The following is a 26163-nucleotide window of genomic DNA, read 5'->3' as shown; positions in this document are numbered from 1 at the left end:
ATATCGAGAACTACCGGCATGGCAACTCCGAAAAATAAAGACCTCCGCACGTTTCGGATGGGTGCGGCGACGATGTTTTAATCATAATCGACTCCGGCCTCGGCACGGTAGGATGTTGCATCGTAAGAAGCTTTCACTTAACAATTAACGGTTTTTCGCGAGAACGGTTGCGCGATGGCAACGGCTCGCTACCGATCGGGTCTGGTTGAGCCCGTGGTTTTGGCGGCGGCGGGCCTCCCGATGCGGTTGAAAGCCTGCAAATCCTTTAAAATAGCGGATTACGCACAACCCCCGTATCAAGGAATCGTATGTCTATCTCCAGCACCGAGGAAATCGTTGCCGAACTTCGCGCAGGCCGCATGGTCATTCTGGTCGACGAAGAAGATCGCGAGAACGAAGGCGACCTCGTGCTTGCAGCCGACTTCGTCACCCCCGAGGCGATCAACTTCATGATCCGCCACGCGCGCGGCCTGGTGTGCCTGACCCTGTCCGAAGAAATCTGCGACCAGCTGGCACTGCCGATGATGACTTCGCGTAACGGCACCTCGTTCGGCACCAATTTCACCGTCTCGATCGAAGCGGCCGAAGGCGTCACCACCGGCATCTCGGCGGCCGACCGCGCGCGCACCATCCAGGTGGCGGTGGCCAAGGGCGCTTCGCCCGACGACCTGGTGCAGCCGGGCCACATCTTCCCGCTGCGCGCCCAGAAGGGCGGCGTGCTGATGCGCGCGGGCCATACCGAAGCCGGCTGCGACCTGACCCAGATGGCGGGCCTGACCCCGGCCTCGGTGATCTGCGAGATCATCAAGGAAGACGGCACCATGGCGCGCCTGCCGGACCTGATCGAGTTCGCGAAAGAACACAATTTGAAGATCGGCACCATCGCCGACCTGATCCATTACCGCAGCCAGAACGAATGCCTGGTCGAGCGCGTGGCCGAGCGCCAGCTGTCGACCGAGCACGGCGAATTCAAGCTGGTCGCCTTCCGCGACGGTCCGAGCGGCGCGGCGCACCTGGCGCTGGTGCATGGCCAATTGTCGCCCGAGAAGGAAGCGCTGGTGCGCGTGCACCAGCCGGTCTCGATCCTCGACCTGCTGGAAAACCGTGCCACCACCCACTCGTGGGACATGGCCTCGGCGATGCGCACCATCAAAGCCAGCGACGCCGGCGTGATCGTGCTGCTCAACTGCGGCGAAAGCGCCGACGAACTGTTCGCGCAGTTCGCCCCGAACGACGGCAAGGCCGCCAAGGCCGGCGCACGCGCCGCCTCGATGGACCTGCGCACCTACGGCATCGGCGCCCAGATCCTGCGCGCGCTGGGCGTGGGCAAGATGCAGCTGCTGGCCAATCCGCGCAAGATGCCGTCGATGACCGGGTTTGATCTGGAAGTCACCGGTTACGTGCCGCGCCCGGAAGCCTGAAACACATTCATTTAATACACATCAGACAAAGAAGAGGTCAGCCATGACGGTAGGAACTTTCGAAAGCAATCTGCAGGGCGAAGGCCTGCGTATCGGTATCGTGCAGGCCCGTTTCAACGCCGACGTCGGCCATGGCCTGCTGTCGTCCTGCCTGGCCGAGCTCAAGCGCCTGGGCGTGGCTGACGAAGACATCCTGCACGTGACCGTGCCGGGCGCGCTGGAAGTGCCGCTGGCGCTGCAGCGCATGGCCGTCACCGAGCAGTTCGACGCGCTGATCGCGCTGGGCGCGGTGATCCGCGGCGAAACTTACCACTTCGAGCTGGTCTCGAACGAGTCGGGCGCCGGCATCACCCGCATTGGCCTGGACTACGGCATGCCGATCGCCAACGCGATCCTGACCACCGAAAACGACGAGCAGGCCGAAGCCCGCATGGCAGAAAAGGGTGCCGACGCGGCGCGCGTGGCGGTCGAGATGTCGAACCTGCTGATCGCGCTCGACGAGCTGGTGCCTGAAGACGAGTAAACAGAAAAGGCAAGAGAACAATGACTGACAAGAGCACGCACGCCAACCCGAGCAAGAACCGCACCCCGCGCCACCGCGCGCGCGAGTTCGCGCTCCAGGGCCTGTACCAGTGGCTGCTGAACAATGAATCGGCACGCACGGTGTCCACCAACATCCGCGGCGCCCATGGTTTCGACAAGGCCGACGGCGAATTCTTTTCGGCGCTGCTGAACGGCACCATCAGCACCTCGGTCGAGCTGCGCGAAGCCATCGCGCCGCTGATCGACCGTGCGCTGACCGAACTGTCGCCGATCGAACACGCCGTGCTGCTGCTGGGCGCGTATGAACTGAAGAACCATCCGGAGATTCCGTATCGAGTAGTGATCAACGAGGCGGTCGAGCTGACCAAGTCGTTCGGCGGTATCGATGGCCACAAGTACGTCAATGGCGTGCTGGACAAGCTGGCGTCAAAGATGCGGCCGGATGAAGTGACGGCGGACGGTCGTCGCTGATCCGTTCTGTATGAGTGAGAAAGCCACCTTCGGGTGGCTTTTTTTTTATTCGCGTATTTACAACGAGTTGCGCAGATGGGCTGGCTACGGATCTTGAGAAATTGACAGTGAGCTTAGCGCGGCAATAGATTGACTCTGCTGTACACCATCAAAATCGATCAATGGCTGTCAATCACTGGGAGAGCAAATATGCGTCGTTCCGTGGCACCGTTTCGTATCAGGACAGCAGCCGGGCGCGGAGCGCTCATCGCCATCTTCGCCACTCTCGCCGGATGCTCGGCGCCGCTGGTAAAGAGCGCGCTCACCTCGAATGTGGTGCAGGAGGACGCACACAACGCTTACCTGCTGTTGAATATCGTGCGCGCGCAGGAGCGCATGCCGATGCATTTTACGCAGGTGAACGTGGTGCGCGCCGCGCCGGGTGGACTCGGCATCGGCAAGCCGTCAGTGGCGCTGGCACTGCCGTTCGGAGGCGCCGCCACGCCGGCCTATACGCTGTCACCCTCGGTCGAGATGGCGTCCAGCGTCGACACTGCCAGCCTGGTGTCCCAGGAATTCATGCGCGGGATCACGACTCCGGTCGATTCACGCCTGATGGTGTACTTTGCCAACCAGGGATGGCCGCAGGCCATGGTGCTGCACCTGTTCATTGGCAGCATGGAAGTGATCGACGGCAGCGGGCGCGTCATCTACAGCGTGCATAACAGCCCTTTTTCGGAAACCTTCCCCATATTTAAAGAGGTGGTGGAGGCGCTGGCAACATGCCGGCCGACTTTGCAGGAAGAATCCGATTACACCTTTCACACGCCAGTCTTATCCGAGAGCGCCGGCAGGACCGGTCTGGACGACGTGGCCGCGCTGAAAAGCGTCGGTCTGGTCCCGGTGCAGGTCAATCAGGCCGGTGCGGCTCTCGGTGCCAAGGAAGCGAAGACCGGGTTGATCCGCTATGCCTCGATCTCCAGGGAATCGGCCTTGTTATTCACCGGCGCCACGCCGAAGCTGGTCGCGCAAGAGTTGACGGCGGCACCGTGCGACGTCGGCATCGACGCCGAGAAATGGCCGGTGGTGCAGGCGCTGATGGGCGCATTTCGCACGCAGAATACACAGCGGCTGGAAAAGTCGCAGGGCAGGCCGGTCAAGCCAGCCGGACCGGACAAGCCCGAGATGCAGGTCCGCTTCGTGATGCGCTCGACGCAGTCGATGCTGTACTTCCTCGGTGAACTCAGCCGGGACTACGCGGAAAACCAGCGCTTGCTGACCATTCCCGTGCGCGCCAGTCCCGCCGCCACGCTGTTCGTGGCGAAATGCTGCGAGCAGGCGCCGGACGCCGCGGTGTCGGTGGCGTACCGGTCGAAGCACTACCGCATCGATCCGGTGCGGCCGAAGGATAACGAAGGTTCGGGCGAAGACCGCAGCCTGCAAACGCTGGCGCTGGTATCGCTGGTGTACGGGTTGCAGAATCACAGCGGCGAAGCGCCCGGTATCCGCAATGTGCGCGTGATTCCCTGAGCAATTCAGTTACCAAAGCAAAAAAGCCACCGCGCAAGGCGGTGGCATCCAAGGGCAACTTCAATCGTTACTTACAGACCAGCCAGCTCAGGGGTCGAAGCGTGGGTTTCAGCGGTGTTCGCTGCCGGCGCCGGCTTGGCTTCCGGCTTGGTCGCCTGCGGCTCGGCCGGCTTGCTGGCGACCACGGTCGCCGGCGTTGGACGGGTGAAGGTCGGCACGTTCTGGCCTTTGGCCACTTGCTTCAGGCGACGGTACTCGGCCAGCACTTTCGAGCCGTAGCCCGAATCGGTTTCCAGGTCGGCGGCGCCGACGTAGGTCTTCAGGCCGCCTTCGACCGAACCGGTACGCTTGACGTAATCCTTCAGGATCAGGGCGCCGACACGGATGTTGGCGACCGGATTCAGGGCAGCCTGCTGGCCGCCGACTTCCGCGAACTTGTCGTGGTGGACCTTGGCCATGACCTGCATCAGGCCCTTGGCGCCCATCGGGCTTTCGGCGAACGGGTTCAGGCCCGATTCGATCGCCATCACCGCCAGGATCAGGAGCGGATCGAGCTTGACCTCGTGCGCCGTGATGTAGGCGGTGGACACCAGCATGTTGGCGGCATCGCTGGCGACGCGATAACGCTTCGACAGCCAGTTGGTGACCCATTGCTGCTGCTTGGCATTGCCCAGCGTCGGATGCGGCTCGGTGGCATGCATGACGCTCGTGGTTTCTTCGGCCACGGCTTCGGCGTTGATCGCCGCGACCGGGGTAGCAACTGCGGGAGCGCTGGCCACGATGGCCGGCTTCGGATGCAGCATTTCGGAGACGCGCTTGGCGAAACCTTCGTTTGTATAAAGCATCGCGAGCATCGCGATGGCGGTGAGACCGAATACGGTCACGGTATAACGTGCGGTGTTCATCACACCGCGTGCCGCTTTCATCACGGAAGACCACGTGATTGGCTGGCTGGCCATGGATTGCATGAGCCTTGCGCTCATGATGAAACGATGAAACATCGAATTCCCCTTTGTCGCGGCAAAAGCGATCCCGGCGGCACGCTCTAAGCATGTCGTTGGGCGGACTATTGCCGTGCATCAGAAATATCGTCTGTCGCCGTCACGCGGCCGACTAACGCCGTCATTGCTTTGCTTCAGCTGGCTGCCGACCGTAAGTCGGGGACCAGTGGCTCAACAACTGTCTCGGGGGAGTGGGCAGACGCCCGTTGAAAAAACACTCCTTAAAATGTCATGTGGGGCCCCGACCCCGTGAATGCATGAGAACAGCTAAAATCATGTCAAAAAGACTTGCCTGTCTCATCAAGTAGGACGGATTGTATGGGCGAGCTTATATCAAGTCAACCCTAGCACGTCCGCGCCTTATTACTTTTAGTTCTGATAGGCTTGGTCTGCGAACGGAATCACTTGACGAATCAATCACTTGGAGTTGACTTTTAACTAACTTCCAAGACTAGAAGAAATGATCAAAACTTGATGAAATATACAGATTTGCGAGATTTCCTGGCCCAACTCGACCGTATGGGCGACCTCAAACGTATCGACATTCCAGTATCGCCCAACTTGGAAATGACCGAAATTGCCGACCGTACCCTGCGCGCAGGCGGTCCGGCGCTGCTGTTCAACAAACCGACCGGTCACACGATCCCGGTGCTGGCCAACCTGTTCGGCACGCCGAAACGGGTGGCGCTGGGCATGGGCGCGGACGACGTGGGCGAATTGCGCCGCATCGGCCACGTGCTGGCCCGCCTCAAGGAACCGGAGCCGCCCAAGGGTGTCAAGGACATCATGGGCATGGGCTCGCTCGTGAAAGCGGTGTGGGACATGGCGCCGAAGGAAGTGAAGGGCGCACCGTGCCAGGAAATCGTGTGGGAGGGCGCCGATGTCGACCTCGGCCGCCTGCCGATCCAGCATTGCTGGCCGGGCGACATCGCGCCCCTCATTACCTGGGGCCTGGTGATCACCAAGGGACCGAACAAGAAGCGCCAGAATCTGGGCATCTACCGCCAGCAGGTACTGGGGCCGAACAAGGTCATCATGCGCTGGCTGGCGCACCGCGGCGGCGCGCTCGATTTCCGCGAGCATGCACTGGCCAATCCGGGCAAGCCGTACCCGATCGCGGTGGCACTGGGCGCCGACCCGGCCACCATCCTGGGCGCGGTGACGCCGGTGCCGGACAGCCTGTCCGAATACCAGTTCGCCGGCCTGCTGCGCGGCAGCCGCACCGCGCTGACCAAGGCCATCGGCAGTGAACTGCGGGTGCCGGCTTCCGCCGAGATCGTGCTGGAAGGGCATATCTACCCGGATGTGAACCACCCGTCCGGCTTCGAGCACGCGCTCGAAGGGCCGTATGGCGACCACACCGGCTATTACAATGAGCAGGACAGCTTCCCGGTGTTCACCATCGACCGCATCACCATGCGGCGCGACCCGATCTATCACTCGACCTACACCGGCAAACCGCCGGACGAGCCGGCGGTGCTGGGCGTGGCGTTGAACGAGGTCTTCATTCCGCTGCTGCAGAAGCAGTTCAGCGAGATCACCGATTTCTATCTGCCGCCCGAGGGCTGCAGCTACCGCATGGCGGTGGTGCAGATGAAGAAGCAGTATGCCGGCCATGCCAAGCGCGTGATGTTCGGGGTGTGGAGCTTCCTGCGCCAGTTCATGTATACCAAGTTCATCGTGGTGGTGGACGAGGACGTCAATGTGCGCGACTGGAAAGAGGTGATCTGGGCCATCACGACCCGGGTCGATCCGACCCGCGACACGGTCATGGTGGACAACACGCCGATCGATTATCTCGACTTCGCCTCGCCGATCAGCGGGCTGGGCAGCAAGATGGGGATCGATGCCACTAATAAATGGCCGGGCGAGACCAATCGTGAGTGGGGGACGCCGATCGTGATGGAGCCGGGGGTGAAAGCGAAGATCGATTCGATCTGGGATCAGTTGGGGATCTGAGAAAGCAGGAAATGGCCGGCAGACGCCGGCCACGAAATGTGCGCCTTCCAGGGGATTGGCCGATAACGCAGGTCCGTGAAGCAGCCGCTGGCGGCCAATTTCCCCAAACTTCACACCGTCAGGTATAATTCACCTCGGCGGGCCCCTGCGCATTGTGGCATGGTTTACCTGGTCAGGTCGGGAACGAAGCAGCCAAAGCCGTTAACCGCAAGTGCCGCAGATCAGGCTCGCCTCTTCCTTTCGCTTCCAGCGTCGCAGTTCAGTTGCACATTCCCGGCTTCACAGTCCCAGCTCTTCCTTAGTCGTACCATTCCAACACTGTCCCAGCGTCGGCGCCCATGTCGCGACGAAGCGTGTCCGATTACGCCTGCCGCACCCGAGGTCGCCTGCGGATTGTTCGCGGCTGACGCCAACTGCGGTAAAATCGCTGTATGTCCTATCAAGTCCTCGCCCGCAAATACCGTCCCAAGAACTTCGAAACGCTGGTCGGCCAGGAGCACGTGGTTCGTGCGCTGACCCATGCGCTTCGCACCGGACGGCTGCACCACGCCTATCTGTTCACGGGCACGCGCGGGGTCGGCAAGACCACGCTGTCGCGTATCCTGGCCAAGTCCCTGAATTGCACCGGCCCGGACGGGCAGGGCGATATCACGGCCGAGCCGTGCGGCGTGTGCGAGGCCTGCCGTGCGATCGATGCCGGCCGCTTCGTCGACTACATCGAGATGGATGCGGCCTCGAACCGCGGCGTCGACGAGATGGCCCAGCTGCTTGAGCAAGCCGTGTACGCGCCGAGCAATGCGCGCTTCAAGGTCTACATGATCGACGAGGTGCACATGCTCACCAACCACGCGTTCAACGCGATGCTCAAGACGCTGGAAGAGCCGCCGCCGCACGTCAAGTTCATCCTGGCGACCACCGACCCGCAAAAGATTCCCGTGACGGTCCTGTCGCGCTGCCTGCAGTTCAACCTCAAGCAGATGCCGCCGGGCCATATCGTCGGCCACCTCGAGAACATCCTGGGCCAGGAAGGCGTAACCTTCGAGCAGCCCGCCCTGCGCCTGCTGGCGCAGGGCGCGCACGGCTCGATGCGCGACGCGCTGTCGCTCACCGACCAGGCGATCGCCTATGCCGCCGGCCAGGTGACGCTGGACGCGGTGCAGGGCATGCTCGGCGCGCTCGACCAGTCCTACCTGGTGCGCCTGCTCGACGCGCTCGCCAAGCAGGACGGCGCCGACCTGATGGCAGTGGCCGACGAAATGGCCAGCCGCAGCCTGTCGTACAACGGCGCGCTGCAAGACCTGGGCACGCTGCTGCACCGCGTGGCGCTGGCGCAGTCGGTGCCGGGTGCGGTGCCGCAAGACCTGCCGGAACTGGCCGACATCATGCGCCTGGCCACGCTGTTCGATCCGCAGGAAGTGCAGCTGTATTACCAGATCGCGGTGCACGGCCGCAACGAGATCGGCCTGGCGCCGGACGAATACGCGGGCTTCACCATGACGCTGCTGCGCATGCTGGCATTCCGTCCGGGGCAGGGCGGGGCCGAAGCATCCGCTGCGCCGCCGGCCGCCGCGCCGATGGCGGCGCCGGGTGCGCGCGCCGCTGCGGCGGCGAGCGCCAGCCACGCCGCGGTGACGCCGCGTCCGTCCGCGGCAGCTCCCGCTGCGGCGCCGGCCCGCCCGGCATCGGGCGCTGCACCGAATCCATCCGCGCAAGGTGGATCGGCGCCGACCGCCGCTGCGGCACCGGGCGCACCGGCAATGACCTCGGCCCGCGCCGCGATCAATGCCGCGCTGGAAGCGGCGCGCGCCGCCTCGGGCATGCGCCAGGCGCCGAAGCGTCCGGGCGCGGATGCGTCCGCCGCCGCGGCACCGGCACTGATGCCGAGCGCGCCGCCGCCTCCACCACCAGCTGCTCCCGGCCCGTCCGCATCGATGCCGTCGGCGCCGCAGATGCGCCAAGCGGCACCGGCTGTTGGTCCCGCCGTCGGTCCAACAGGCACGCCGCCGTGGGACAACGGGCAGCCGCAGGCGATGGCGCGTCCGCAGCCGGCCATGCGTGCCCAGCCGGCGGACGACGAACCGCCGTCGTGGGTCACTGAATTTTCCGACGACACCGCTGTCGCCTCCGAGGCGCCGGCCGTGGTGGCGCCGGTGCCGGCGGCGCCCGTGCGCGCACCGGCCAGGGCGCCGCATGCCTACGTCGTCACGCCGGTGCCGGAAATCGGCTGGGACGGCAACTGGCCGGCCTTGGCCGGCAGCCTGCCGCTGCGCGGCGTGGCCCAGCAGCTGGCGCTGCAGACTGAACTGATCGGCTGCGTGGCGCAGGATCGCGCCGTCACCTTCCGCCTGCGCGTGCCGGTCGATACGCTGCGCGCGAGCGGCAACACCGAGAAACTGACGGCCGCGCTGCAGGAACATTTCCCCGAACTGCGCGTCAGCGTCGAATCCGAGATCGGTCCGGTGTGGTACACCGCCAGTGCCGAGCAGAAGGCGGCGCGCGAAGAGCGCCAGCGCCTGGCCGAATCGATCGTGGCGGCCGACCCCTTCGTGCAGGAACTCGAGCGGCGCTTCGACGCCTTCGTCGTGCCTGGCTCGGTGAAGGTCGCCTGACGCTGGCACCCGACGCAATCCGCTAGATTATCAACTCATTCGACTATTGGAGAATCGCACCATGATGAAAAACCAGCTCGCAGGCCTGATGAAGCAAGCCCAGGCCATGCAGGACAATATGAAGAAGGCGCAGGAGCAGCTGGCTTCGATCGAGGTCGAAGGCCAGTCCGGCGCCGGCCTGGTGAAGGTCGTCATGACCTGCAAGAACGACGTCAAGCGCGTCACCATCGATCCGTCGCTGCTGGGCGACGACCGCGACATGCTGGAAGACCTGGTCGCCGCAGCGTTCAACGACGCCGTGCGCAAGGCCGAAGCCACCGCCGCCGAAAAAATGAGCGGCCTGACCGCCGGCATGCCTGGCCTGCCGCCAGGCTTCAAGATGCCTTTCTAACCGAGGCCACGGTCCCGCCGCTGCGTGTGGCGGGACGCCCCTTATGTCGACATCGCTCGAATTTCTCATCGAATCGCTGCGGCGCCTGCCGGGCATCGGCCCCAAGTCGGCCCAGCGCATGGCATTTCACCTGCTGCAGCACGACCGCGAAGGCGCCGCGCAACTGTCGCGCGCGCTCTACCAGGCGGTCGACACGGTGCACCACTGCGCCAGGTGCAACACCTTCTCGGATACCGAAGTCTGCGACCTGTGCGCGGACCAGGAGCGCGACCACACGCTGCTGTGCGTGGTCGAGACGCCGGCCGACCAGATCATGATCGAGCAGACCCTGACCTGGCGCGGACTCTACTTCGTGCTGATGGGACGGCTGTCCCCGCTGGACGGGATCGGTCCACGCGACCTGCATCTCGACAAGCTGACCGCGCGCGCCACCGATGGCGTGGTGGGCGAGGTGGTACTGGCGACCAATTTCACCAACGAAGGCGAAGCCACTGCGCACTACATCAGCGAAATGCTGAAGGCGCGCGGGCTGAAGGTCAGCCGGTTGGCGCGCGGCGTGCCGGTTGGTGGCGAGCTCGAGTATGTGGATGCGGGCACGATCGCGCGTGCGATGCTGGATCGGCGTACGGCCTGAGAAAGCTGTTGCGCCGCGGTGCCGCGCCGTAGTTCGTGGTGGCACGCGCGACAGTCGTGTGCAAACGATCTAATGCTTTACCGTGCGCGACACGTCCCGCATCCGGTCCGTCGCTGCCGGCGCTTCGCCTTCCCTTCACACACGCACTAGCACACTCGCGCCGGGTCGCCTACCGCGATGCTGTGCGTGCGCTCAATCCCCATCCATATCGCGCTGCTATCGTGGTTTTTTCAGCGGACCGCGTGGCCATGCATCTCGTCGACCTCACGATGTTCTACGCCGCCGAAGGAGGCGGCGTCAGCACCTACCTGAACGCCAAGTCGCGCTGGCTGGCGCGCCAGGGCCGCATGCGGCACACCATCCTCAGTCCCAACGTCGACCGCGGCGAAGCACCGGCGCGCCTGCGCGTGCCCGGCCTGGCGCTGCCCGGCATCCACGGCTACCGCATGCCGCTCTCGGTGAGTGCGATCGCGCGTCGCCTGCGTGCCCTGCGACCGGATCTGATCGAGGTCGGCGACGCGGGGCATTGCGCCTGGGCCGCGCTGCGCGCGCGCGACCGGCTAGACGTGCCGGCCGTCGCCTTCTACCATTCCGACCTGCCGCGCCTGCTGCAAAACCGCTTCGGTGACGCCGCCGCCGGCGTGAGCGCGCGTTACCTAACGCGATTGTACGCGCGCTTCGACCTGGTGCTGGCGCCGAGCCGGCGCATGGTTGAACAGCTGCAGGCGATGGGCGTGCACGGCGCGCTGCACCAGCCGCTGGGCATCGACAGCGCCGTGTTCCATCCAGGCCGGCGCGACCCTGATTTCAAGGCGAGGCTCGGGCTGAAGTCCGACGTGCGCCTGCTGGTGTACGCCGGGCGCTTCACCGCTGACAAGAAGCTGGACGTCCTGCTGGATGCGCTTGGCCGACTCGGCCCCGGCTACCACCTGCTGCTGGTGGGCGCCGGCGAACCGCTGCCGATGATGCCGAACACTACGCTGATGCCATTCCAGCGCGACCAGCGCGCACTGGCGCGCATGCTGGCCAGCTGCGACCTGCTGGTGCATCCGGGCGACTGCGAAACCTTCGGCCTGATCGTGCTCGAAGCGATGGGCTGCGGCTTGCCGGTGGTGGTCACTACCGGTGGCGGCGTCTCGGAACTGGTCGACGATGACTGCGGTGTACTGGCGCGGCCGAACTGCGCCGACAGCCTGGCCGGTGCGATACGCGACGCCTGCGCGCGTGACCTGGCGGCACTCGGTGCGCAGGCCCGGCGCAAGGTCGAACGCTGTTTCGACTGGAACCAGGTGTTCGTGCATCTGATGGGGCGCTATGAGCACCTGCTCGCAAACCATGTAGGCAGCGGGCACAGCGCGGCGCATGGAGTGGGACTCACAGCGGGGCAAGAAACGGGAAGAAATGGGGCACGAACATTGGCAAGCATAGCGGCACAAACAGCGTCACGAATAGCGGCACGAAACGCGGAGCGGGGCGACCCGGTGCTCTCCGCCGATGCCCCGATTATTGGTGCCGCTTCATCCATCAACGACGACCGCGCGAAGATACGCTGTCGCAGTTGATGTCGGCAGCGCCGTCCTTTCAACAGCCGCCGGCATGACCGGCTAGGACCGGCGCGCCACCGGCGCGCCACCGGGCTCGATATCGGGCTCGATGCAGGCTCACCAGTACGGCCCCCAATACCCGCCGCCACGCCAGCCGCCCGGTCCCCAGCCTCCGTAATAACTGCTCGCATTGCCCATGCGCTGCAGTTCTTCGCGCGTGCTCAGGTGCAGTACGCACTGGCGCCATGGATCGCTGTTGGCTGCATAACCGAGCTGAGCGCAGGCCGGACCATAGATGGCGATCAATTGCGTCATCTCTGCCTGCATGCGCGCTGCGCGTTCCTGCGGCGTCGTGCAGGCCGTCGCCAGCAAGGCCAGGGCCAGCACGCCGATGATGTGGATGACGTTGCGCATGATCTCCTCCCGTCGCTGTGCACGACGCTGAGCCAGCATAGGCCCGAGGGCAGGCTCGAATCTGCGCTAGATCAATCGTGCGCCCGGCGTGTCCCCGCAGGTCGGCTCGCCACAAAATAAGGTTTCTCTGGCAAGATACGCCCCCAAGACCAAGAGGAGGCACGATGCGCAAGCGTGGATGGAGGACATGGACCGTACGCGGCTTGGCGAGCCTATTAGCGCTGCTCGTGCTGGCGGCCCTGAGTGCTTGGCTCTACCTGCGCGCCAGCCTGGCCCAGCTCGACGGCGAACACCAGACGGCGGGGGTAGCGGCCGAAGTGAAGGTCGAGCGCGACGCCGACGGCGTCCCCTTGATCAGCGGCTCTAGCCGGCTCGACGTGGCCTACGCCACCGGCTTCGTCCACGCCCAGGAGCGCTTCTTCCAGATGGACCTGCTGCGCCGCACGGCGGCCGGCGAGCTGGCCGAGCTGTTCGGCGCCAAGGCGCTCCCGCTCGACCGCGCCAACCGCCTGCACCGCTTCCGTGCCCGCGCCGAGGCCGCCTTCCTGCGCTTGCCGGCGCCCGAGCGGGCGCTGCTCGACCGCTACGCCGCCGGCGCCAACGAAGGCGTGAATGCGCTGCGCGCGCGTCCCTTCGAATACGCGCTCACCGGTACCATGCCGCGGCCGTGGCGCGGCCCCGATTCGCTGCTGGTGATCTGGGCCATGTACATCGACCTGCAGGGCGCGCAGGCGCCGCGCGAACTGGCGCGCGGCTGGCTGCGCGAACACAGCGACGCCGCCCAGCTGGCCTTCCTGCTGCCCGAAGCGACCGCCATCGACCTCACGCTCGATGGCGGCGCCGCGCCAACCACCGCGCCACTGCCCGAACGTGCGCCTGCATGGTGGGGTGCGCAGCCCGCCGCGCCGCTCAAGCTGGCCGGCGCCGACTTCGCCGATTCGGTCGGCAGCAACAACTACGCGCTGGCCGGCAGCCGCAGCGCCAGTGGCGCGGCGATCGTCTCGGACGACATGCACCTCGGCCTGCAGCTGCCGAACATCTGGTACCGGCTGGCGCTGCGCTTCCCCGACCCCGCCGCGCCCGGCGGCCAGCGGCACCTGGCCGGCGTGACCTTGCCGGGCGCGCCGCCGTCGGTCATCGCCGGCAGCAACGGACAAGTCGCCTGGGCCTTCACCAACAGCTACGCCGACCTGCTCGACCTGGTGGAACTGGGCGCCGACCCGGCGCGCCCGGGCCAGGTGCGCACGCCGGCCGGCTGGGAGACGCCGCGCGAGCACCTCGAACTGGTCGCGGTGAAGGGCGCTGCGGCCGAGCGCATGACGGTGCGCGAGACCTCGCTCGGCCCGATCCGCACCGTGGGTGCGCGCAGCTACGCGGTGCGCTGGATCGCGCACGACGAGGCCGCGCTCAACCTCGATCACATGAAACTGGAAACCGTGGCCACCACCGAACAGGCGCTGGCGGCGGCCGCCTCGGACGGCATCCCGGCGCAGAACTTCGTCGCCGGCGACACGGCCGGCAACATCGGCTGGACGATTGCCGGCCTGCTGCCGCGACGCGCCACGGCGCCGCTCGCGGCCAGCTTCCCGCTGGCGCTCGACGGCGGCGTGCCGACCTGGAGCGGCGCGCTGCCGTACGCGGACCATCCGCGCGTGCTCAATCCAAGCGCCGGCCAGATCACCACCGCCAACAGCCGCCAGCTGATGGGCGCCGACTACGCCCTGCTGGGCGACGGCGGCTATGACCTCGGCATGCGCAACCGCCAGCTGCACGAGGGCTTGCTGGCCTTGGGCGGCAAGGCCGGCGTGCGCCAGGTGTTCGACGCCGCGCTCGACAACCGCGCGCTCTTCATCGGAACCTGGCGCGCACGCGCGCTGGCGGCGCTCGATGCACAAGCGTTAAATGGTCACCCGCGCCGCGCCGAATTCCGGCGCCTGCTGGACACCAGCTGGGACGGCCGCGCCAGCGTCGACGCAGTCGGCTATCGCCTGGCACGCGACTTCATGTGGGCCGTCCATGAGCTGCTGTACGGCCGCGCCAACGAGGCAATGAAGGAACTCGATCCGAAAGCCAGTGCGGTCGCCGCCAGCCCACGCTGGCCGGCGGTCGTGGCGCGCCTGCTGGACGAGCAGCCGCAGGGCTGGCTGCCGGCCGGTCACGCCGACTGGAAGGCGCTGCAGGTGGCGGCGGTCGATCGCGTGATCGCGGCGCTGGACGAAGAGGGCATTGCGCTGGCCGACGCCAGCTGGGGGCGCAGGAACACGGCCAATGTCGCGCATCCGATCAGCATGGCGGTGCCGGCACTGCGCCCCTTCCTGGCCGCGCCAAACGATCCGCTGCCGGGTGACGCCCACATGCCGCGCGTGGCGGGGCCGAAGTTCGGCCAATCGGAGCGCCTGACCGTGTCGCCGGGGCGTGAGGAAGAGGGGCTGTACAACATGCCGGGTGGGCAGAGCGGACACCCGCTGTCGCCGTTCTTCCTGGGCGACCACGCGGCCTGGGTCGAGGGCAGGCCGGTGCCTTTATTGCCGGGGAAGGCGGCGCACACCCTGCGCTTCGTGCCGTGAAGCGGGCGCCGGGCGGCGGCGCCCGGCGCGCTCACTTCGCCGGCAACGCCAGCTGCGCATTGTGCAGCATCTCGGTGATCGCTTCCGCGCTCGATGGCCGCCCCAGGTAGTAGCCCTGCACCATATCGCAGCCATACTCTTCGAGCATCAGCAGCTGCTCGCCGGTCTCGACGCCTTCCGCCACCACCACCATCTTCAGGCCGTGCGCCATGGCGATGATCGCACGCGTGATCGCCGCGTTCTCGGAATCCTGCGGCAGCCCGGAGATGAAGCTGCGGTCGATCTTCAGCGCGCGCACGTCGAACCGCTTCAGATAGTTCATCGACGAATAGCCGGTGCCGAAATCGTCGATCGACAGGTGTACGCCGATACCGCGCAGCTGTTCCAGCGTGGCCAGCGTGGCGCGGGCGTCGTCCATCAGCGTGCCCTCGGTCAGTTCCAGCTCCAGCAGGCGCGGTTCCAGGCCGGTGTCGTGCAGCGCCGAGAGCACGATCTGCGACAGGTTCTCGTCCTTGAACTGCTTGGCCGACAGGTTGACCGCGACGCGCAGCATGCGCCGCGTCAGGCGCTGCCAGGTGCGGGCCTGGCGGCAGGCGGTGCGCAGCACCCACTCGCCGATCGGGACGATCAGGCCGGTCTCCTCGGCCAGCGGAATGAATTCGGTCGGCGGCACCAGTCCGCGCTCGGGATGGCGCCAGCGCACCAGCGCTTCGACACCGACGATTTCGGCACTGGCCACGTCGCGCTGCGGCTGATACACCAGATACAGCTCGTCGTTCTGCAGCGCCTTGCGCAACCCGACCTCGAGCTTCACGTGGCTCATGATCTGCATGGTCAGCGAAGAGCTGTACAACTTGGCGTTGTTCTTGCCGCAGTTCTTGGCGTGGTACATCGCGGTGTCGGCGAACTTGAGCAGCGAGCCGCAGTCGTCGCCGTCCTCGGGGAACAGCGAAATGCCGATGCTGGCGGTCACAAAAATCTCGTTGCCCTCGATGATGAACGAACGCCGCATCGCTTCCTTGACCCGGGTGGCGACATTCAGCGCATGCTCGACCCGTTCCAGGTCCGGGATCAGGATCGTGAATTCGTCGCCACCCAGACGTGCGAGGTTGCTGGCGCCGCCATCGCCGGGAGCGTCGCCGCGCGACACCAGGTCGCTCGGGCGCGTGGTCTCGCGCAGGCGTTCCGACACCATCTTCAGCAACTGGTCGCCGGCGTTGTGGCCGAGCGTGTCGTTGATGCGCTTGAACGCGTCGAGGTCCATGAACAGCACCGCGAATTTCTTGTTGCCGATCTTCGCGCGCTGCAGTTCGCGTTCGAGCGTCTCGAGAAAGGCCTGGCGGTTCGGAATGCCGGTCAGGCTGTCGCAATAGGCCAGGCGCCGGATCTGTTCTTCCGCGCGTTTGCGCTCGCTGATGTCGCGCACCAGACCGAGCACCTGCGAGGCGCCGGTGGCCACCAGGCGCGCCTCGAAATGCTGGACTTCGCCGCAGTCGAGCAGTTCGTACTCGACCGAGCGCACCTGCTGGGTCGCCAGCACGGTGCGCATCTGCTCCAGCATGCGGGTGGCGATGTCGGGCGGCAGCACGTCCGCGATGTGCTTGCCGATGTAGTCGTTGCCGCTGCCGGCGGCGCCGGCGTGTGCGGTCGGGCAGCCCGGCCCCGGGCGGTCCTGGCCCGGTTCGTAGTCGAGATAGAAGCCGTCGGCATCGAGCCGGAAGAAGGTGTCGGGGATCGCTTCCAGCACCGCGCGGTTCTGGGCGTCGGCGATGCGCAGGCGCGCGATGGCGTCGCTGGCGCGCAGCACGTACAGCACGCGGTGGCCCAGGATCGGCCAGTTGATCGGCTTCGAGACGAAGTCGGTGGCGCCCACCTCATAGGCGTGGGTGACGGCTTCGATGTCGTCGCCGCCCGTGACCATCACGATCGGCACGCAGGCGCCGTCGCGTTCGGCCTTGCGGATCGCGCCGCAGGCGGCGAAGCCGTCCATGCGCGGCATGTCGACGTCCATCAGCACCAGGTCGGGCTTGCGCGTGCCGGCCAGGGCCACGGCTTCGATGCCGTCGACCGCCTCGATGGCGTCGAGGCCGACCTGGCCGAGCATCTCGAGCATCAGGAGCCGCATCACCGGATCGTCGTCCGCGACCAGGACCGTGCCGCGCCGCGGCGGCGTCTGGGTGAACAAAGGAGCTGGCATTTCAGGTTTCCTTTTCAAGCAGGGCATGCAGCGACTGGCGCACCGAGACGAATTCGCGTTCCATGTCGTAGAGGAGGGGAGCGGCGCCGTCGACGCTGCCGGCGCGCCCGAGCTGTTCGAGCTCGCGGCACAAGGTGGCCAGGCGCGCCGCGCCGATGTTGGCGCTGCTCGACTTGAGGCTGTGCGCGACCCGGCGCACGCTCTCGGGGTCCATGCCGCCCAGCGCCTGGCGCAGCGCATGCAGGTGGCGCGGGGTGTCGCCCATGTAGGCAGTGACGACCTTGTGCACCAGGGCGTCGCCGCTGTCGCGGCTCAGGGCGCGGATGTTGTCGAGGGCGTTGCGGTTGACGGGGTCTAGCTGCACGGCTTGCGTGGCCGACGGTGGCGCAGGCTGGGGACGCGCCGCCGCGACTGGGGAGGAAGACACCGGCATCGCCGGCGCCACCTCGACCGCAATCTCGTCGATCGGGCTCCTGGCCGGCGCTGCCGCCGGCAGCGGCAAGGCCACCCAGCGCCGCATCACCGCCGCCAGCTGCTGCTGGGTAAACGGCTTGGACAGATAATCGTTCATCCCTGCCGCCAGGCAGGCTTCGCGGTCGCCCTGCAGGGCGTTGGCGGTGATCGCGATCACCGGCAGCGTGCGTGCGCGGCCCATCTCGCGTTCGTGGCGGCGGATTTCGGAGGTGGCCGCGAAGCCGTCCATCACCGGCATCTGGCAATCCATCAGCACCGCGTCCCAGCCGCCGTCCTGCACCGCGCTCAAGGCTTCGCGGCCGTTGCGTGCGCAGTGCGTCTCCAGGCCCAGGCTTTCGAGCATGGCGCGTGCCACTTCGACGTTGACCGGGTTGTCCTCGGCCAGCAGCACGCGCCGCGCGCGCCGTTTGGGCGCCGGGGCCTCCGGCGCGCGATAGCCGGCCGGGCTGGCGGTGAGTGGCGCCGCTGCGGTTCCATGCAGGCGCGCCGCGCGCACCGCCAGGCAGGCATACAGGTCGGCCGCACGCGCCGGCTTGACCAGCTGGTAGGCCACGCCGGCTTCGCGCCGCTGTACCGGATCGGCCGCCAGGCGTTCGGGGCTGAGCAGGATCAGGTGAGTGGAGCGCGCCAGCGGTTCGGCGCGGATCGCCGCCGCCAGCGCCAGGCCGCTGGTCTGGTTCAATTCCATGTCGAGCAGGGCGGCGTCGTACGGCTTGCCGATGCGCGCGGCGCCGACGATGCGCTCGAAGGCGCTGCCGGCGCTGGCCACGCCGTCGCAGGCAGCGCTCCAGGCTTCCAGCTGGTGCACCAGGTCGTCGCGGCTGGCGTCCTGTTCTTCGACCACCAGCACGCGCAGGCCTTGCAGGCTGTGCTCCTGGTGACCGGGCGCGTCGGGATCGACGCGGCGCTTGTCGAAAGCCAGGGTAAACCAGAAGATCGAGCCGCGCTGCGGCGCGTTCTCGACCCCGATCGTGCCCTTCATGAGTTCCACCAGCTGCTTCGAGATCGCCAGCCCCAGGCCGGTGCCGCCGAACTTGCGGGTGGTCGAATCGTCGGCCTGCGAGAACGCGTCGAAAATACGCGCCCTGGCCTCGCGCGAGATGCCGATGCCGGTGTCGTGCACCTCGAAGCGCAGCTCGACCTTTTGCGCGTCTTCGCCTGCCACGCGCACGCGCGCCATGATGCGTCCCTGCTCCGTGAACTTGATCGCGTTGCCGAGCAGGTTGGCCAGGATCTGGCGCAGGCGGTTCGGGTCGCCGCAGATCGCCACCGGGATGTCGTTGGCGATGTCGAAGTCGAAGCCCAGGCCCTTGCCGGCGGCCTGCGGGGTGTAGACGTTGTGGATGTCGTCCAGCAGGTCCCACAGGTTGAAGTTGATGTACTCGATGGTCAGCTTGCCGGCCTCGATCTTGGAAAAATCGAGGATGTCGTTGATGATCACCAGGAGGTGCTCGCCCGAGCGCTTGACCAGCGTTGTGTAGTTGCGCTGCGCTTCGGAGAGGTCGGTGGCGAGCAGCATCTCGGTCATTCCCAGCACGCCGTTCATCGGGGTGCGGATCTCGTGGCTCATGGTGGCCAGGAAGCCGCTCTTGGCGCGGCTGGCCGCTTCGGCCGCGTTCTTGGCCTTTTCCAGCTGCTCGGTGCGCACGCCGACCTGGCGTTCCAGCTCGTCGCGGTGGTGCAGCAGAGCGGCGCCGCGGTCTTCGATCTGGGCCAGCATGGTGTTGAAGCTGTCGATCAGCACGCCCAGTTCGTCGCTGCGCTGGTGCGGCACGCGCAGGCCGTAGTTCTGGCTGGCCGACACCTTCTGCGCGGCCTGGATCAGGCGCGCCACCGGTTCGGTGATGCTGCGTTTCAGGCTTCCCGCCAGGCCGAGCGATACCAGGAGTGACGCCCCCATCGCCAGCCCGATCACGCACAGGCTGGCGAGGATGTCGATCCACATCGGCAGCGAATCGGCTTCGATCATCACCACGCCCACCGCGATGTCGCCGTGGCGCACCTCCTGCACCACGCGCATGTAGCGCTTCAGCAGCTTGGCGCCGTCGCGGTTGATGCGCGCCAGCGCGTCCGGCTCCACACTCTCGAGCGCCTGCAGCGCGGCGTCGGCGCGCGCCTGCGAGCCGTAGGCTGCCAGCGGCCGGCCGAAGCGGTCATACAGCACCGCCGCCGAGATGCAGCGCTGGGTGCCGAGCGCGGCCAGCGTGCTCGAGGCCTTGTCGCGGTCGACCAGCATCAGGTCGGCCGCGCTGGCGGCGCCGATCACGCGCGCGAACGAGGCCAGCTGCATGGCCTCGGCCTGGCGCCCGTTGACCACCGAGGTGACGGCAAAGGCCACGAACACGAACAGCAAGGTGGTCGCCGTGGTGAGCAGCGAGATGAGGGTGAGTTTCTGGTTCAGGCTCGAGCGCTCGAAGTTCGGCATCGCGGTTCCGGCTGGGGGATACGGCGGGGCTGCGGAGCGGACCGGCAACGGCGCGGGTCCTCCTTGCGGGCAACTTCCCGCAGGAAAAAAATATACGGCCGAGGGGGAGGAGGAACTTTGCGGCACCGCAAAAGTGGCAGGCAATACAACAGTAGGGTTGGTGGCAGTGTGGGATTGACGGATATCCCATTCACCTCACGAAAAAAAAGGGACGCCGCAGCGTCCCCTTCATTCAATCATCAAACCCCATCAACAGCACGAGGCCCGGCTCCCGCCGTACCGTGCCTCCTGGCGCTCGCGGAAGAACTCTTCGTAGCTCATCGGCGTCTGGTCCGGATGGTTTTTCTCCATGTGCGCCAGATACGTGTCGTACTCGGGCAGGCCGACCATCAGCCGCAGGCTTTGCCCGAGGTACTTGCCGGCCTGGGCGAGGGTGCCGAACATCAGTGCACCTGCGCCTGGGCCGACACGCCCGGCATCGCCACGTACGGCGACTCCTTGGCAGTCGGCTTGGCCTGCTCGCGCGCGGCCAGCACGGTGCGGATACCGTACAGCAGCACCGCCAGCACCACGAAGATGAAGAAGCCCGCCAGCGTGGCGTTGACGTAGTCGTTGAAGATGATGCGCTCCATGTCGCCGATCGACTTGGCCGGGGCCAGGATGGTGCCGGCGTCGTGCGCCGCCTGGTACTTCTGGGCGTGCGCCACGAAGCCGACCTTCGGATCGCTGTGGAAGATCTTCTGCCAGCCGGCGGTGAGGGTACAGGCCAGCAGCCACACGGTCGGCAGCGCGGTGACCCAGGCATACTGCGAGCGCTTCATCTTGAACAGCACACAGGTGCCCAGCATCAGCGCGATACCGGCCAGCATCTGGTTGGCGATGCCGAACAGCGGCCACAAGGTGTTGATGCCGCCCAGCGGATCGACCACGCCCTGGTACAGGAAGTAGCCCCAGGCCGCCACGCACAGGGCGGTGGCGAGGAGGTTGGCCGGCAGCGAGTCGGTTTTCTTCAGCGATGGGGCAAACGCGCCCAGCAGATCCTGCAGCATGAAGCGGCCGGCGCGGGTACCCGCATCGACCGCGGTCAGGATGAACAGTGCCTCGAACAGGATCGCGAAGTGGTACCAGAACGCCATCATGGCCGGGCCACCCACCACGTTGGACAGGATGTGGGCCATGCCGACGGCCAGGGTCGGGGCGCCGCCGGCGCGCGAGATGATGGTGTGCTCGCCGACGTCGCGCGCCATCTGTTCCAACGCTTCCGGCGTGATCACGAAGCCCATCTTCGACACCGCTTCGGCGGCGCTCTGCGCGGTGGTGCCGAGCAGCGCGGCCGGGCTGTTCATGGCGAAGTAGACGCCCGGGTCGATGGTCGATGCCGCCACCAGCGCCATGATCGCCACGAACGATTCCATCAGCATGCCGCCGTAGCCGATGAAGCGCGCGTGCGATTCGTTCTCGATCATCTTCGGCGTGGTGCCCGACGAGATCAGCGCGTGGAAGCCGGACACGGCGCCGCAGGCGATGGTGATGAACAGGAACGGGAACACATTACCCGACCACACCGGGCCGCTGCCGTCGATGAACTTGGTCACGGCCGGCATCTGCAGGGTCGGCGCGACCACGATGATGCCGACGGCGAGGGCCACGATGGTGCCGATCTTGAGGAAGGTGGACAGGTAGTCGCGCGGCGCCAGCAGCAGCCAAACGGGAATGGTGGCGGCAACGAAGCCGTAGCCGATCAGCATCCAGGTCAGTTCGGTGCCGGTGAAGGTGAACATCGGGCCGAAGGTCGGCGAATCGTGGACCCACTGGCCGCCGACGATGGCCAGCATCAGCAGCACGAAGCCGATCATCGAGATTTCGCCGATGCGCCCAACGCGCACGTAGCGCGAATACAGGCCCATGAACAGCGCGATCGGAATCGTCGCCATCACGGTGAAGGTGCCCCATGGCGAGCCGGTCAGGGCCTTCACCACGATCAGCGCCAGCACTGCCAGGATGATCACCATGATCATGAAGGTGCCGAGCAGGGCGATCATGCCGGGGATCTCGCCCATCTCGGACTTGATCAGGTCGCCCAGCGAGCGGCCGTCGCGGCGCGTCGACATGAACAGCACCATGAAGTCCTGCACCGCGCCGGCGAACACGACGCCGGCCAGGATCCACATCATGCCCGGCAGGTAGCCCATCTGGGCCGCCAGCACCGGGCCGACCAGGGGACCGGCGCCGGCGATCGCGGCGAAGTGGTGGCCGAACAGCACGTACTTGTTGGTGGGGACGTAGTCGAGGCCGTCGTTGTACTTGTAGGCCGGGGTCTGGCGTGTGGCGTCGAGGCCCATCACCTTGGTGGCGATGTAGAGCGAATAGAAGCGGTACGCGATCAGGTAGACGCAGACCGCGGCCATGACGATCCAGATGGCATTGATGGTTTCGCCGCGCTTGACCGCGATGAATCCGAGCGAGAACGCGCCCAGGATGGACAGCGCGATCCATCCGAGCATGCCGGATAAACGTTTCATTGTGACTCCTCCGATGTGGATTGGTGCTTGTGCGCCCCGGTGTGTCCGGTGCATTTATTAATAACGTGCAGCTTGAGTATCTTGCACAATTGTCAGTACCGCAAGCGCAAGATTACGCAGTGCCTACGTAGTAGTACGCAGGCCGCTGGCGGCGCGCGGACGTAGAATGCAGGGTTGCAATTTATTTTCATGCGGACGGCATATGCGCCTCAGACAAAAAGTGATCGTGCTGGCGGTAGCGCCCCTGATCGTGGCCCTGTGCGCGATCGCGCTCTACGTGCGCCAGGGCGCGGTGACGCTGGCCCAGCAGCAGCGCGCCACCATCGAGCGTGCTTACCTGGCCAGCAAGGAGGCCGAGCTGCGCCACTACGTGCAGCTGGCCACCCATTCGATCGCGCACCTGACCGGTTCCGGGCGCAGCGACCCGGCCACGCTGGAAGAAGCCAAGCGCATCCTGTCGACGCTGAGCTACGGCGGCGACGGCTACTTCTTCCTGTACGACATGAAGGGCCACAACCTGATGCATCCGCGCCAGCCGGAACTGGTTGGCGTCGACATGTGGAACTGGGTCGACGCGGCGGGTGCGAAATCGATCCAGGCATTGATCGGGCGCGCGAAGGAAGGTGGCGGCTTCCAGCGCTATCACTGGGTCAAGCCCTCGACCAACCGCGCCGCGCCCAAGCTGGGCTACGTGGTGCCGGTGGCGAACTGGGGCTGGGTGATGGGCACCGGCATCTACCTCGACGATGTCGAGGCCGCGCTGGCCCAGGTGGCCGACCAGCAGTCGCGCAACATCCAGGACACGCTGCTGTGGATCGCCGGCCTGGCGATCCTGGCCGCCACTGGGGTCGCGGTGGGCGGGCTGGCGCTGAACATCAGCGAGCACCGGGTGGCCGACGCCAAGCTCAAAGTGCTGGCCCAGCGCGTGGTGGAATCGCAGGAAGAAGAGCGGGCGCGCCTGTCGCGCGACCTGCACGACGGCATCAGCCAGGCGCTGGTGTCGGTCAAGCTGCAGCTGGAGGCCGGCATCATCCGCCTCGACGGCGACGAGGCACGGCGGCAGCAGGCGCGTGCCGGCCTGGAGCGTACGGTGGAGCAGATCAAGACCGTGCTGGGCGACGTGCGCCGCATCTCGCACGACCTGCGTCCGACCCTGCTGGACGACCTGGGCCTGGCGCCGGCGCTGGACCACCTGGCCAGCGAATTCGGCGAGCATGCCGGCACCCCGGTACGCTTTCGCGCCGTGGGCGCGGTCGATGTGCTGAGCGAAGTGGCGGCCACGGTGTTGTTTCGCATTGCCCAGGAAGCGCTGACCAATGCCGAGCGCCACGCCGGCGCGCGCAGCATCGAGATGCTGCTCGAGCGCATGGGCGGCGCGGTGGTCCTGACGATCGTCGATGATGGCGTCGGCTTCGATGCTGACAGCGTCGCCGTGCATCCCAAGCGCGGAATCGGATTGCGCAATATGATGGAACGGATGGAAGCGATCGGCGGCCGGCTGGCGATCGTCTCGTCCGCCGCCGGCACCCGCGTGGTGGCCAGCATCGATGTCAAGGAGTAGAAGATTAATACGATGAACGAAGAACCCAAGGTGGTCAGGATCCTGCTGGTGGACGACCACCCGCTGGTGCGCGACGGCCTGCGCGCGCGCCTGGAAGCGTCGCCGCACCTGCACGTGGTGGCCGAGGCAGGATCGAGCGAGGAAGCGATCGAGCAGGCCGGCGAGTGCCAGCCCGACCTGGTGCTGATGGACGTGAACATGCGCGGCGGCAGCGGCATCGAAGCCACCGCGCGCCTGACCGCCCTGCATCCGGGTGTGAACGTGCTGATCCTGTCGATGCACGACAAGCCGGAATACGTCAGCCAGGCGATGCAGGCCGGCGCGCGCGGCTACGTGCTCAAGGACGCGCCGGGCAAGGACATCGTGCTGGCCATCGAAACCGTGATGGGCGGCGGCATCTACTACAGCGCCGCGCTGGCGCGCCAGCTGGCCAGTCCGGCCGCGCCGAGCGACCAGTTGACCGCGCGCGAGCACGAAGTGCTCAAGCACATCGCGGCCGGCCAGTCGAACAAGCAGATCGCGCGCGACCTCGACCTGTCGGTGCGTACGGTCGAAACCCATCGCCTGAACATCAAGCGCAAACTGGGTATCGAAGGGCAGGCCGAACTGATCCGTTTCGCAGTGCAGCGCGCCGGCGCCGACTGAGGAAGTAACCGCTGGTTTAACGGTGATATCCACTAGGAAACATTGTGGTTGCTTTAAAACAATCCGTGCAATAAGATTGTTTGAATATCACTGAAAGCACCTCCATGGCAGCGCAGGACATTTATCCGTTGGTAGCAATCGATCCGGTCGCCAACGCGCAGAACGAATGGGTGGCCTTGCGCCTGCGTCTGGCGCCCGGCGGGGACCTGGCGCTGCGCTTGCAGGCAGTGTTCGGCGAGCCGGATCTGCTGGCGGCGATCGCCCCGATCGACGGCCTGCTGGCGCTCGCGGGCGTGGAAGCGCTGACGCCGCCGGTACTGGCGCTGCTGCCGCCCAACCGCATCGGCCTGCTGCTCCCGGCCACCGCGCTGACGCAGGAAGACGCACCAAGCCGGTTGAGCGCGTTGCAAACCGCTGGCTACCGCATCTGGCTCGACGGCGACATCCCGCCTGGCGTCAACGCGCCGCCCGCACTGCGCTGCGTGGCGCGCGACTGCACGCGCGACGCGCCGCCGCCCGGCCGCCTGCTGGCCCTGTTCGGGCCGCATCTGGCGCACGGCGTCGACAGCACCCGGCGCTTTTCCGAGTGCGAGATCGCCGGTTTCGACTGGTTCTGCGGCGACTATGCGTACGACCCGTATTCCGATCCGCATCCGGACGACGACGGCAGTTCGCGCCGCCGCATCCTGACCCTGCTCGGCCTGCTGGCGCGCGACGCCGATGCGCATGAACTGGAACAGCAGATCCGGCAAGACCCGGCGCTGGCCTACCACCTCCTGAAACTCGTGAACTCGGCCGCGTTCACCGTCAGCGCCCCGATCACCAGCTTCGCCCAGGCGATCGCGGTGCTCGGCCGGCGCCAGCTGCAGCGCTGGCTGCAACTGCTGCTGTACGCGCGCCAGCAGCCGGACGGCTTGCCGAACCTGCTGCTGCCGCTGGCCGCGCGCCGCGGCGCCCAGCTCGAAGCGCTGTGCCGCCAGCACGGCGGCGAGCGCGACGCGCAAGACCTGGCCTTCATGACCGGCGTGTTTTCGCTGCTCGACCGCCTGCTGCGCATGCCGATGGCGGAGATCGCACAGGAACTGCAGCTGCCGTCGGACGTCGCCGCGGCGCTGGTGCAGCGCGCCGGCCAGCTCGGAAGCTGGCTGCGGCTGACCGAAACCGATCCGGGCGAGGACGATCTGGCGGCGGCGCAGGTCACCGCGCACGACTGGTGGCGCAGCCAGCTGGCCGCCTACCACTGGGCGATCCAGGTGGGCCGCAATGTCTGACCTGG

Annotated in this window: 19 protein-coding genes and 1 other RNA gene; 14 read left to right on the top strand and 6 right to left on the bottom strand. The window is 66.4% G+C overall.

Annotated features, from left to right (window positions below; translation table 11 throughout):
• Positions 1-308: 308 nt before the first annotated feature.
• The 4 genes from ribBA (at position 309) to RTQ83_RS01170 (ending at position 3944) form a co-directional block, all read left to right on the top strand.
• Positions 309-1421: a bifunctional 3,4-dihydroxy-2-butanone-4-phosphate synthase/GTP cyclohydrolase II gene (gene ribBA, locus RTQ83_RS01185; RefSeq protein WP_312510708.1), complete on the top strand. Its 1113-nt coding sequence runs from the start codon at positions 309-311 to the stop codon at positions 1419-1421.
• 43 nt (positions 1422-1464) lie between these two features.
• Positions 1465-1944 (top strand): 6,7-dimethyl-8-ribityllumazine synthase, encoded by a 480-nt coding sequence (gene ribH, locus RTQ83_RS01180; protein WP_312510706.1) that lies wholly within the window; start codon positions 1465-1467, stop codon positions 1942-1944.
• Positions 1945-1964: 20 nt separating this feature from the next.
• On the top strand, positions 1965-2435 hold the full coding sequence (nusB, locus tag RTQ83_RS01175; protein WP_312510705.1) for a transcription antitermination factor NusB: 471 nt from the start codon (positions 1965-1967) through the stop codon (positions 2433-2435).
• 129 nt (positions 2436-2564) lie between these two features.
• On the top strand, positions 2565-3944 hold the full coding sequence (locus RTQ83_RS01170; protein WP_312510704.1) for a hypothetical protein: 1380 nt from the start codon (positions 2565-2567) through the stop codon (positions 3942-3944).
• Positions 3945-4015: 71 nt separating this feature from the next.
• On the opposite strand, the gene RTQ83_RS01165 is transcribed toward RTQ83_RS01170, so the two are convergent.
• Positions 4016-4849, bottom strand: coding sequence for a transglycosylase SLT domain-containing protein (locus RTQ83_RS01165; RefSeq protein ID WP_312510703.1), 834 nt, complete (start codon positions 4847-4849; stop codon positions 4016-4018).
• 570 nt (positions 4850-5419) lie between these two features.
• On the opposite strand from RTQ83_RS01165, the gene ubiD reads away from it, so the two are divergent.
• The 6 genes from ubiD (at position 5420) to RTQ83_RS01135 (ending at position 12100) form a co-directional block, all read left to right on the top strand.
• Positions 5420-6904 (top strand): 4-hydroxy-3-polyprenylbenzoate decarboxylase, encoded by a 1485-nt coding sequence (ubiD, locus tag RTQ83_RS01160; RefSeq protein ID WP_312510702.1) that lies wholly within the window; start codon positions 5420-5422, stop codon positions 6902-6904.
• A gap of 136 nt (positions 6905-7040) precedes the next feature.
• An RNA gene (gene ffs, locus RTQ83_RS01155) (signal recognition particle sRNA small type) lies at positions 7041-7139 on the top strand.
• Between the two features lie 196 nt (positions 7140-7335).
• The gene (locus RTQ83_RS01150) at positions 7336-9513 is read left to right on the top strand and encodes a DNA polymerase III subunit gamma/tau (RefSeq protein WP_312510701.1); all 2178 of its coding nucleotides are present in this window, start codon (positions 7336-7338) and stop codon (positions 9511-9513) included.
• A 61-nt stretch (positions 9514-9574) separates the two neighbouring features.
• On the top strand, positions 9575-9904 hold the full coding sequence (locus tag RTQ83_RS01145) for a YbaB/EbfC family nucleoid-associated protein (RefSeq protein WP_312510700.1): 330 nt from the start codon (positions 9575-9577) through the stop codon (positions 9902-9904).
• Between the two features lie 43 nt (positions 9905-9947).
• Positions 9948-10538, top strand: a complete 591-nt coding sequence (recR, locus tag RTQ83_RS01140) for a recombination mediator RecR (RefSeq protein WP_312510699.1) — start codon at positions 9948-9950, stop codon at positions 10536-10538.
• A 248-nt stretch (positions 10539-10786) separates the two neighbouring features.
• Positions 10787-12100: a glycosyltransferase gene (locus RTQ83_RS01135; RefSeq protein ID WP_312510698.1), complete on the top strand. Its 1314-nt coding sequence runs from the start codon at positions 10787-10789 to the stop codon at positions 12098-12100.
• Positions 12101-12199: 99 nt separating this feature from the next.
• Here the strand turns inward: RTQ83_RS01135 and RTQ83_RS01130 are convergent, their stop codons facing one another.
• Positions 12200-12496, bottom strand: coding sequence for a hypothetical protein (locus tag RTQ83_RS01130; protein WP_312510697.1), 297 nt, complete (start codon positions 12494-12496; stop codon positions 12200-12202).
• Between the two features lie 164 nt (positions 12497-12660).
• Here RTQ83_RS01130 and RTQ83_RS01125 point away from each other — a divergent pair, with 164 nt between their 5' ends.
• Positions 12661-15063: a penicillin acylase family protein gene (locus RTQ83_RS01125; protein WP_312510696.1), complete on the top strand. Its 2403-nt coding sequence runs from the start codon at positions 12661-12663 to the stop codon at positions 15061-15063.
• 31 nt (positions 15064-15094) lie between these two features.
• On the opposite strand, the gene RTQ83_RS01120 is transcribed toward RTQ83_RS01125, so the two are convergent.
• The 4 genes from RTQ83_RS01120 to RTQ83_RS01105 form a co-directional block, all read right to left on the bottom strand.
• Positions 15095-17260 (bottom strand): EAL domain-containing protein, encoded by a 2166-nt coding sequence (locus RTQ83_RS01120; RefSeq protein ID WP_312510695.1) that lies wholly within the window; start codon positions 17258-17260, stop codon positions 15095-15097.
• A gap of 1 nt (position 17261) precedes the next feature.
• Positions 17262-20159 carry a response regulator gene (locus RTQ83_RS01115; protein WP_312510693.1) on the bottom strand — a complete coding sequence of 966 codons (2898 nt, stop codon included), beginning with the start codon at positions 20157-20159 and terminating at the stop codon, positions 17262-17264.
• A gap of 249 nt (positions 20160-20408) precedes the next feature.
• Positions 20409-20603: a YbdD/YjiX family protein gene (locus tag RTQ83_RS01110; protein ID WP_312510691.1), complete on the bottom strand. Its 195-nt coding sequence runs from the start codon at positions 20601-20603 to the stop codon at positions 20409-20411.
• Positions 20603-22681: a carbon starvation CstA family protein gene (locus tag RTQ83_RS01105; protein ID WP_312510690.1), complete on the bottom strand. Its 2079-nt coding sequence runs from the start codon at positions 22679-22681 to the stop codon at positions 20603-20605. The genes RTQ83_RS01110 and RTQ83_RS01105 overlap by 1 nt, the downstream gene beginning before the upstream one ends.
• Before the next feature lie 202 nt (positions 22682-22883).
• Here RTQ83_RS01105 and RTQ83_RS01100 point away from each other — a divergent pair, with 202 nt between their 5' ends.
• From RTQ83_RS01100 to RTQ83_RS01090, 3 genes are all read left to right on the top strand, one after another.
• Entirely contained in the window at positions 22884-24242 is a 1359-nt protein-coding gene (locus RTQ83_RS01100) for a cache domain-containing protein (protein ID WP_312510689.1), read from the top strand.
• A 12-nt stretch (positions 24243-24254) separates the two neighbouring features.
• A complete protein-coding gene (locus tag RTQ83_RS01095) occupies positions 24255-24887 on the top strand; it encodes a response regulator transcription factor (protein WP_312510687.1) in 633 nt (210 codons plus the stop codon).
• Positions 24888-24991: 104 nt separating this feature from the next.
• A complete protein-coding gene (locus RTQ83_RS01090) occupies positions 24992-26158 on the top strand; it encodes an HDOD domain-containing protein (protein WP_312510686.1) in 1167 nt (388 codons plus the stop codon).
• Positions 26159-26163: the final 5 nt, after the last annotated feature.

This window comes from Massilia sp., assembly GCF_031995545.1.
GTDB lineage: Bacteria > Pseudomonadota > Gammaproteobacteria > Burkholderiales > Burkholderiaceae_D > Telluria.
This window is presented reverse-complemented; position numbering and strand designations above follow the sequence as displayed.